At 74.3% G+C, this 6704-nt stretch carries 7 protein-coding genes; 1 reads left to right on the top strand and 6 read right to left on the bottom strand.

Annotated elements, in window-relative coordinates; genetic code table 11:
* Positions 1 to 2034, top strand: a 2034-nt coding sequence (locus V7Z97_RS18660) for a hypothetical protein (RefSeq protein ID WP_334164946.1), incomplete at its 5' end; no start/stop codon positions are given.
* 179 nt (positions 2035 to 2213) lie between these two features.
* Here V7Z97_RS18660 and V7Z97_RS18665 read toward each other — a convergent pair.
* The 6 genes from V7Z97_RS18665 to V7Z97_RS18690 form a co-directional block, all read right to left on the bottom strand.
* A complete protein-coding gene (locus tag V7Z97_RS18665) occupies positions 2214 to 2552 on the bottom strand; it encodes a hypothetical protein (protein ID WP_334164947.1) in 339 nt (112 codons plus the stop codon).
* 71 nt (positions 2553 to 2623) lie between these two features.
* Positions 2624 to 2962 carry a hypothetical protein gene (locus V7Z97_RS18670; RefSeq protein WP_334164948.1) on the bottom strand — a complete coding sequence of 113 codons (339 nt, stop codon included), beginning with the start codon at positions 2960 to 2962 and terminating at the stop codon, positions 2624 to 2626.
* Positions 2962 to 4845, bottom strand: a complete 1884-nt coding sequence (locus V7Z97_RS18675; RefSeq protein ID WP_334164949.1) for a methyl-accepting chemotaxis protein — start codon at positions 4843 to 4845, stop codon at positions 2962 to 2964. The genes V7Z97_RS18670 and V7Z97_RS18675 overlap by 1 nt, the downstream gene beginning before the upstream one ends.
* A gap of 446 nt (positions 4846 to 5291) precedes the next feature.
* A complete protein-coding gene (locus V7Z97_RS18680) occupies positions 5292 to 5507 on the bottom strand; it encodes a hypothetical protein (RefSeq protein WP_334164950.1) in 216 nt (71 codons plus the stop codon).
* Positions 5504 to 5821: a hypothetical protein gene (locus tag V7Z97_RS18685; RefSeq protein WP_334164951.1), complete on the bottom strand. Its 318-nt coding sequence runs from the start codon at positions 5819 to 5821 to the stop codon at positions 5504 to 5506. Before V7Z97_RS18685 ends, V7Z97_RS18680 begins: the two co-directional genes overlap by 4 nt.
* Positions 5815 to 6704 (bottom strand): peptidylprolyl isomerase (locus V7Z97_RS18690; RefSeq protein ID WP_334164952.1); only part of this gene is annotated, 890 nt, incomplete at its 5' end. The genes V7Z97_RS18685 and V7Z97_RS18690, both read right to left, overlap by 7 nt.

A 6704-nucleotide genomic window follows, 5' to 3' on the forward strand; every position in this document is an offset into this window, starting at 1 on the left:
GTCCTGCCCCCCGCCCAGGCCGAGGCGCTCTGCGCCTGGGCCGAGCTGGAGCTCGCCGGCGGCCGCCCCCTGCCCGGCTCCCCGCGGCGCCTCGACTGGCCGCTGATCGCCGCCGAGGCCGGCCTCGACGCCGCCGCCCTGAAGGCCGCCGCCCGGGGCTTGCGGACCAGCTTCGCCGCCCTCCTGCGCGAGCTCGGGACCGCCCCGGCCGCGCCCGTCGCCCGCGCGCCGGCCCGGCGCCGGAAGGCCGCCCCGCCCAGGGCCCGGCGGCGCGCCTCGCCGCCGCCCGGCAGCTTCGCGGACGCCCTCGACCGGGCCATGCGCCAGGCCCGCGACACCCCCGCAAGCCTCGCCCGCGCGCTCGGCGCCGAGGTCCGCGCCGCCCGCCTCGGCCGCTGGCGCACCGGCGCGGCTTCGCCCCGCGGCGCGGCCGGCCGCACGCTCGTCGCCGCCATCGAGGCCCGCTACGGGCTCGCCCCCGGCGCACTGGCCGCCCGGCTCGAGGCCCCCGTGGGCCCGCCCGCCTGCCGGCTCCTCCCCGACGCCGACCACCGCCTGCCGGCGGACTTCGCCGAGCGCTCCGACGCCGGCCAGGCGGAGATCCTGGCCTTCGCGCGCTCGGCCTACGAGGGCGCGACGCCCGGCCGCCGCTACCGGGCGCGGGCCTGCGCCCACGCCTACGCCCTGGATTTCGGGAGCGGCGGCCGCACCCCGTCCGGGCCCCTGGCCGCCCCGCCCGCGCTGGCCGCCGAGATGGCCGCCCTCGTGGCCTTCAAGACCGCCCGCTTCGCCCCCGCAGGCCGCCTGCGGCGCGGCGCCTGGAGCCCCACGACCGCCGCCCAGCAGGTCCATCACCTGGGGCTGCTGTTCGGGGCGCTGGCGGCCGCGCCCGAAGGCCCGGTCCGGGGCCTGGGCGCCCCGTGCGAGACGCTGACGCTCGCCCTCCTCTGCGCGCCGGCGCTGTGGGACTGGTATCTCGGCTGGCGCGAGACCCGGCGCGGCGCCCTCAGCCCCTGGGAGACGCGCATGCTCCACCAGGCCCGGGCGCTCGCCGACCCCGAGACCGGCTGGCTCGCCCAGTCGCCGGAGCTCGCCCAGGCGCTCCGCCCCATCCCCGGCCTGCTCACGCCCGCAGACGTCGCCCGCCTGCGCGCCGACTGGCCGGGCGCCTGCGCGGCCTTCCGGCGATTTGCGCGCATGCGGGCCGCCGAGGTCTCGCGGGTGGCGCAGGTCTCACGCGACCCGTTCCAGGCGATCGCGCCCGTGCTCGCCGCCCCCTCGCCGCTGGCCGCCTACCTGCGTATCGCCGACGAGGTGCGGTCCCGCGCCCCCGACCCGCTCCACGATCCGCTGGGGGCGGCGCAGGCCCGGCGCGACGAGCTGATGCTGCGCCTGGGCCTGGCGACCGGCTTCCGCTCGAAGACCCTGCGCGAGCTGCTCGTCTGCCCCCCGGGCGCCGCCCCGCGCACCCCGGCCGCGCTCGCCCACCTGCGCCGCGCCGAGCTGCGCTGGGACGCCGTCCACGCCGCCTGGGAGGTGTTCGCGCCGGCGGAAGCCTTCAAGAACGCAAGGTCGTCGTTCTTCCGCGACGGGCCCTACCGCCGCCGGCTCCCCGACCGCGACGGCCTCTACGCCCTCATCGCCGCCTGGTTGGGCGGCGGGCGGGGGCTGGTCATCGGCGGGGCCGCCGACCCCGGGACCGTCTTCGTGCGCCGGGCCCACGCCGGCGGCTCGCCCGAGTACGACCGCTGCCGGTTCCACGAGGCCTGGCGCCGCATCACCGCCCGCCACGGGGTGCGCAACCCCCATACCGGCCACGGCGCGATCGAGGGCCTCCTGCCCCACGGGCCGCACGCGATCCGCGCCGTGCTGGCCTCAGAGCTCCTCAAGGCGACGGGCTCGGCCGCCCACGCCGCCTGGGCCATCCAGGACACCCCGCGCACCGTCCAGCAGCACTACGGGCGCTACGGGACGGATGCGCGGCTGGCGGCGGTGGACGAGGTCCTCGGACGGAACGGCGCGCCCGCCGACTGAGGGCGGGATGTTCGCGCCGGCGCACGAGGGTTCCGGAACGCGGCGGCGCCTTCGAGACCAGCGCCCGGCCTGCCGGCGCTTGGCGGCGGCGGATCAGCTCCGGCCGCGCCCACGCGCCGCCCTGACCGCCGGGTCACGACCCCTGCCGCGGCCGCGAACAGGGGCGTCCACGGCGTGGGTCATCCCGAGACCAGAAGACTGGGCCTCCGGATAGCCCGGCCAGGGCCGCTCCGCACCTGCTCGAGGAAGTCCAGACAGTTCCGGGGGGTGGGGAACACCCGGTGGCTGCGGCCTCTGAACAGCTCGTCCATCGCCCTCGCCCAGAGATGGAAATGCGGGTCGGGCGTGGCGAAACATGTGTATGTCGCCGCTCGCGACGCGTGAGGCGCGTACGCGGTCGCGATGGCTCCGACGTCGGCCGCGAACGCGTCACCGCAGAACTCGGTAAGATCGCAGATGTAGTCGTAGGTCGCGACCACGGGCTCGCGCTGCACCAGGTCGGCGAAGTCGGCGACCATGTGCCGGAAGTGGGCTCCCGCGCCCAGCCGGACCAGGACGAGGCGCCTGTCATGGGCGACGTCCCGGAAGATCACGGTCGCGGACCGGTCATCGGACGGTATGGTCCCTGCGTCCCCGGGACAGCGGCTGATCCGCCATCTGCCGCATGTTCCGCATTCAGGAGGCGGAGCTCGGTGGCGGCTTCCTCCACCGCGGCCGACGCCCAGCACAACAGGTCCTCGAACGCCGTCTGGTAGAGCAAGGAGATGGACGCCAGCCCGGCGGCGGGGTCGTCGAAGGCGACCTCCACCCGAGCGACGTCGGAGCGTCCGAGGAAGCCCACCATCTCCCTCAGCACCTGCAGGCGGCCGGTGAGAACCTGGGCCCGGTTGACGATGCCGGCGTCAGGTCTGGGCGCGACGCGGGACATCAGAACTCCTCCCAGGAGTCCGCCGCCTCCACGGCCTTCGGCGCGCGCGCCGCTCCGCCGCCACGGGGATGGGTCGATACGGTCTTCAGGGCCGCAACGGCCGCGGGCGGGCGGCCCGGCGCCGGCCTGCGGGACTCTCCGGCCGACGTCTTGTCTCCGGTCTGGAAGCGCTGGATCAGCCGCGCCAGCTCTTCGGCCTCCTGGGCGAGGCTATGGCTGGCGGCGGTGGACTGCTCGACCATGGCGGCGTTCTGCTGCGTGACCTGATCCATCTGGTTCACAGCGGTGTTCACCTGCTGGAGGCCGGTGGCCTGTTCCTGGGCGGAGGCCGCGATCTCGGAGACGACGCTGGTGATGTCCGCGACCTGCTCCACGATGCGGGTCAGCGCCACCCCGGTCTCGCCCACGAGGCCGACGCCCTGCCCCACCTGCTCGCTCGACGCCGAGATGAGGGTCTTGATCTCCTTGGCGGCGTCGGCGGAGCGCTGGGCGAGCGCCCGGACTTCCGAGGCGACGACCGCGAAGCCGCGGCCGGCGTCGCCGGCCCGGGCCGCTTCGACCCCGGCGTTCAGGGCCAGCAGGTTGGTCTGGAAGGCGATCTCGTCGATCACCCCGATGATCTGGCTGATCTGCGAGGACGACTTCTCGATCTCACTCATCGCGGCGACGGCCTGGCGGACGATTTCGCCGGACCGCTCTGCGTCCGACCTCGCCGTCTTCACCACGTCATTGGCGTGGTTGGCGCCCTCGGCGGTCTTGCGCACGGTGGCGGTGATCTCGTCCAGCGCCGCGGCGGTTTCTTCGAGGCTCGCCGCCTGCTGCTCGGTGCGCCTGGACAGGTCGTCGGCGGCGCCGCTGATCTCCTCGGCTCCGGTCCGCATGCTGCGCACATTGCCGGCCACCACGCTCATGGTGCCCTGCAGCTGCTCCATGGCGCTGTTGAAGTCGGTGCGCAGCTTCTCGTACTCGTCCGCGAAGGGCTGCTGGATGCGGAAGACCAGTTCGCCGGCCGCCAGCTTCATCAGGCCGGTGGCGATGTTCTCGACCACCTCCTGCTGCTGACGGGCGGCTTCGGCCTTGGCGGCCTCCTGTCCGCGGCGCTCCGCCTCCGCCGTCTTCGCCTGTTCGGCGGTCATGCCCTCCAGACGGAGCTTCTCGAGCGCAGCATCCTTGAAACACTGTACGGCGGCAGCCATCTCGCCGATCTCGTCGCCGCGCCCCAGTCCGGGCGCCTCCACGGTGTTGTCGCCTTCGGCCAGAGCGCGCATTGCGCCGCTCATCTGCGCGATCGGCAGGACGACCTTGCGGCGCAGGCTCAGGACGCAGAGCGCGCCAAGTCCGAGGGCGGTGAAGACGCCAACCCCAAGCGACCAGGCGGCGACTCCGAACGCCCGCGCCTTCGCCGCCGAGCGCTCGGCGAGCCGCAGGGCTTCGGCCTTCTGGATAGCCTCGGTCGCACCACGAAGGCCGCTGAGCCGCGCCGTGGATCCGATAGCGGCCGCCACAGCGGCCCTTGCGGTCGGGTCGGCCGACATGGCCAAGGCGCCCTTTGCCTCGCCCTCGAAGGCCTTGGCTTCCGCCTCGAGTGTCTTCACGGCGGCCGGATCCACCGCCGTTCCGGCCTGCCGCACGGTCCCGAGGCGTTCCGAAAGCGAGGCGCTGGCCGCCTCGAACTTCGCCACGAAGTCGGGGTCCCCGGACGCGGCGTAGCCACGCATGGCGTTCTGCTCCTCCACCGCCGCGGCCAGGAGCTCGTCCACGGCCGTGACGAGCGCGCGGGATTCGGCGTCGGACCTGTCCGCCCGCTGCAGCGCGGAAAGCTGCCAGAAGGTCACCGCGCCTGCGACCGCGAACGCCGCCAGCACGATGGCGAAACTCAACATTACGCGCGTCGAAATGCTTTGCCGGATTATCATAACTATTCCCGAGTTCAGTTACCTTCGAAATAGCCAAAGTCCGTTACTATTCTCTTCCAATAGAACAGTGCGCTTGAAACTATAGTATAACATTGTGATCTGACCGGCGCGCAGCATTCGGCTCAACCGCAATGGGCGCCGCCTCGCCGCCGAGCGTCCCCGAGCGCGAGTCTGCCAACGCGCGCGCCGCCCTGGCGGCGTGGCGGCGCCGGCTGGACGCGCCTCAGGACGCCCCGCGGGGCTCGTCGACCGAGCCCGCGACGTCGGGACCCGGGCGCGCCCCCGGGCCGCCCGCAGCGGACATCCGGCGGGGGCGCCGCAATTCGTCGTGAGCCGATCACCCGGTCAGCCTGGGTTCGCGCCGGGCTGCGGCGGCGCCGCAGCTCCTGGGCCCGCGACCACGGCCCGGGGATTCAGCCGAAGACCAGCCAGGCGGTGAAGAGCACCAGGCCGAGAACCACCACCGCCCAGAGGACCGGCCAGACCGCGGGCGCCCCCTCCTTCACCGAGACTCTGGCGAGCGGGTCGCTGCCGTGCATCTGCTCCGAATAGCCGCTGTCGACGGAGCGCTTCAGGTCCGGGTTGAGCCCCGGCCTGTCGCCGCCGCCTGTGGGCTCGGAATTGGTCATGAGGGCTCCCTTTCCGTCTCCGGCTCGTCCGCGGGCGCTGGACCGGTCCGGGCGAGCCGCCATTCCAGCATGATCTGAAGGCAGGCCCAGCCGGCGTCCTGCCGGTCCCGCAGCCGCGACATGAGGTGCGTCCAGTCCTCGGCGCCGGCATAGTCGGCGAAGTCGGCCACCGCGATCCGCAGGAACTCCCCGGGGGCTACCTGCTCGCGCTCCGCCGCCGCCGCGATCTTCCGGCCCAGTGGCTCGGGAAGGGCCAGGTCCAGCGCCGCCGCCGACCGTCGCGAGGCGGCCAGGAGTTCGCCCAGCGTCAGCATCCGGTCCCGTCCGCGCAGGAGCCGAAACCGGCGTCGGGGGGCGTCACCTGCACGCCCTCGATCTCCGCGGCGTCGGCGAGCTCGGCCACGTACTGCGCCGCGCCGATCGCCCAGGCGCGGGCCTCCAGCATGTCGCGGATGCGGTCCTGGACCACCTCGAAGGGCAAGGCGCGGCCAGGGATCTTTCGCTCCAGGCGCACCACGTGCCAGCCGAACCGCGAGCGGACTGGCTCGGCCCCGGTCTCGCCCTCGGCGAGCCCCTCGATCGCGTTCTGCACCTCCTCCACCAGTTCGCCGCGGCGGATCTGGCCGAGCGAGCCGCCCTGGTTCTTGGTCGGGCAGGCCGAACGCGCCGCGGCGGCCTCGGCGAAGGCCGGACGACTGTCGCCGATGAGTTGGATGATCGCCCGCGCCTCCGCCTCGGCCTCGGCCCAGGCCGCGGCGTCGTCCCCGCCCGGCTCGATCAGGATGTGGGCCGGCTCGAACAGGGTCGGGGTGACGAACCGCGCCTGCAGCCCCTCGTAGACCCGGCGGCATTCCTCGTCGGACGGCTCTCCGGGCTCGACCGCCGCCTCCAGCGCCTGGCGCACCAGGCTCTCTTCCGGGGTCTCGGAGCGCCCGTCGCCGACGGATTCCGGATCGGGGGCGAGGCCGCGGATCCGCGCGTCGGTCAGCAGCAGCTCGCGCACCACCAACGCCCGGGCCGCCGCCTCCCACGACGCCTGCGGGTCCGGACCCGGATGGTTCTGCGTCTCCTGGGCGATCGCCTCGGGCTCGATCTCCACCCCGTTGACGCGCACGATCGGCATCAGCGGCCGGCTGGCCGGCGCCCCGCCGCATCCGCCGCGGCTGCTCCTGGCGGGCTGCGGCGGCGGCTCCGGGG

Origin of the sequence: Phenylobacterium sp. (assembly GCF_036821595.1) — a bacterium.
Lineage (GTDB): Bacteria > Pseudomonadota > Alphaproteobacteria > Caulobacterales > Caulobacteraceae > Phenylobacterium.

Excerpts from the sequence above, each read along its gene's own strand:
- V7Z97_RS18685 (WP_334164951.1), bottom strand. The coding sequence starts at position 5,821 with ATGCTGACGCTGGGCGAACTCCTGGCCGCCTCGCGACGGTCGGCGGCG.
- V7Z97_RS18675 (WP_334164949.1), bottom strand. The coding sequence starts at position 4,845 with ATGTTGAGTTTCGCCATCGTGCTGGCGGCGTTCGCGGTCGCAGGCGCG.
- V7Z97_RS18665 (WP_334164947.1), bottom strand. The coding sequence starts at position 2,552 with ATGGTCGCCGACTTCGCCGACCTGGTGCAGCGCGAGCCCGTGGTCGCG.
- V7Z97_RS18680 (WP_334164950.1), bottom strand. The coding sequence starts at position 5,507 with ATGACCAATTCCGAGCCCACAGGCGGCGGCGACAGGCCGGGGCTCAAC.
- V7Z97_RS18670 (WP_334164948.1), bottom strand. The coding sequence starts at position 2,962 with ATGTCCCGCGTCGCGCCCAGACCTGACGCCGGCATCGTCAACCGGGCC.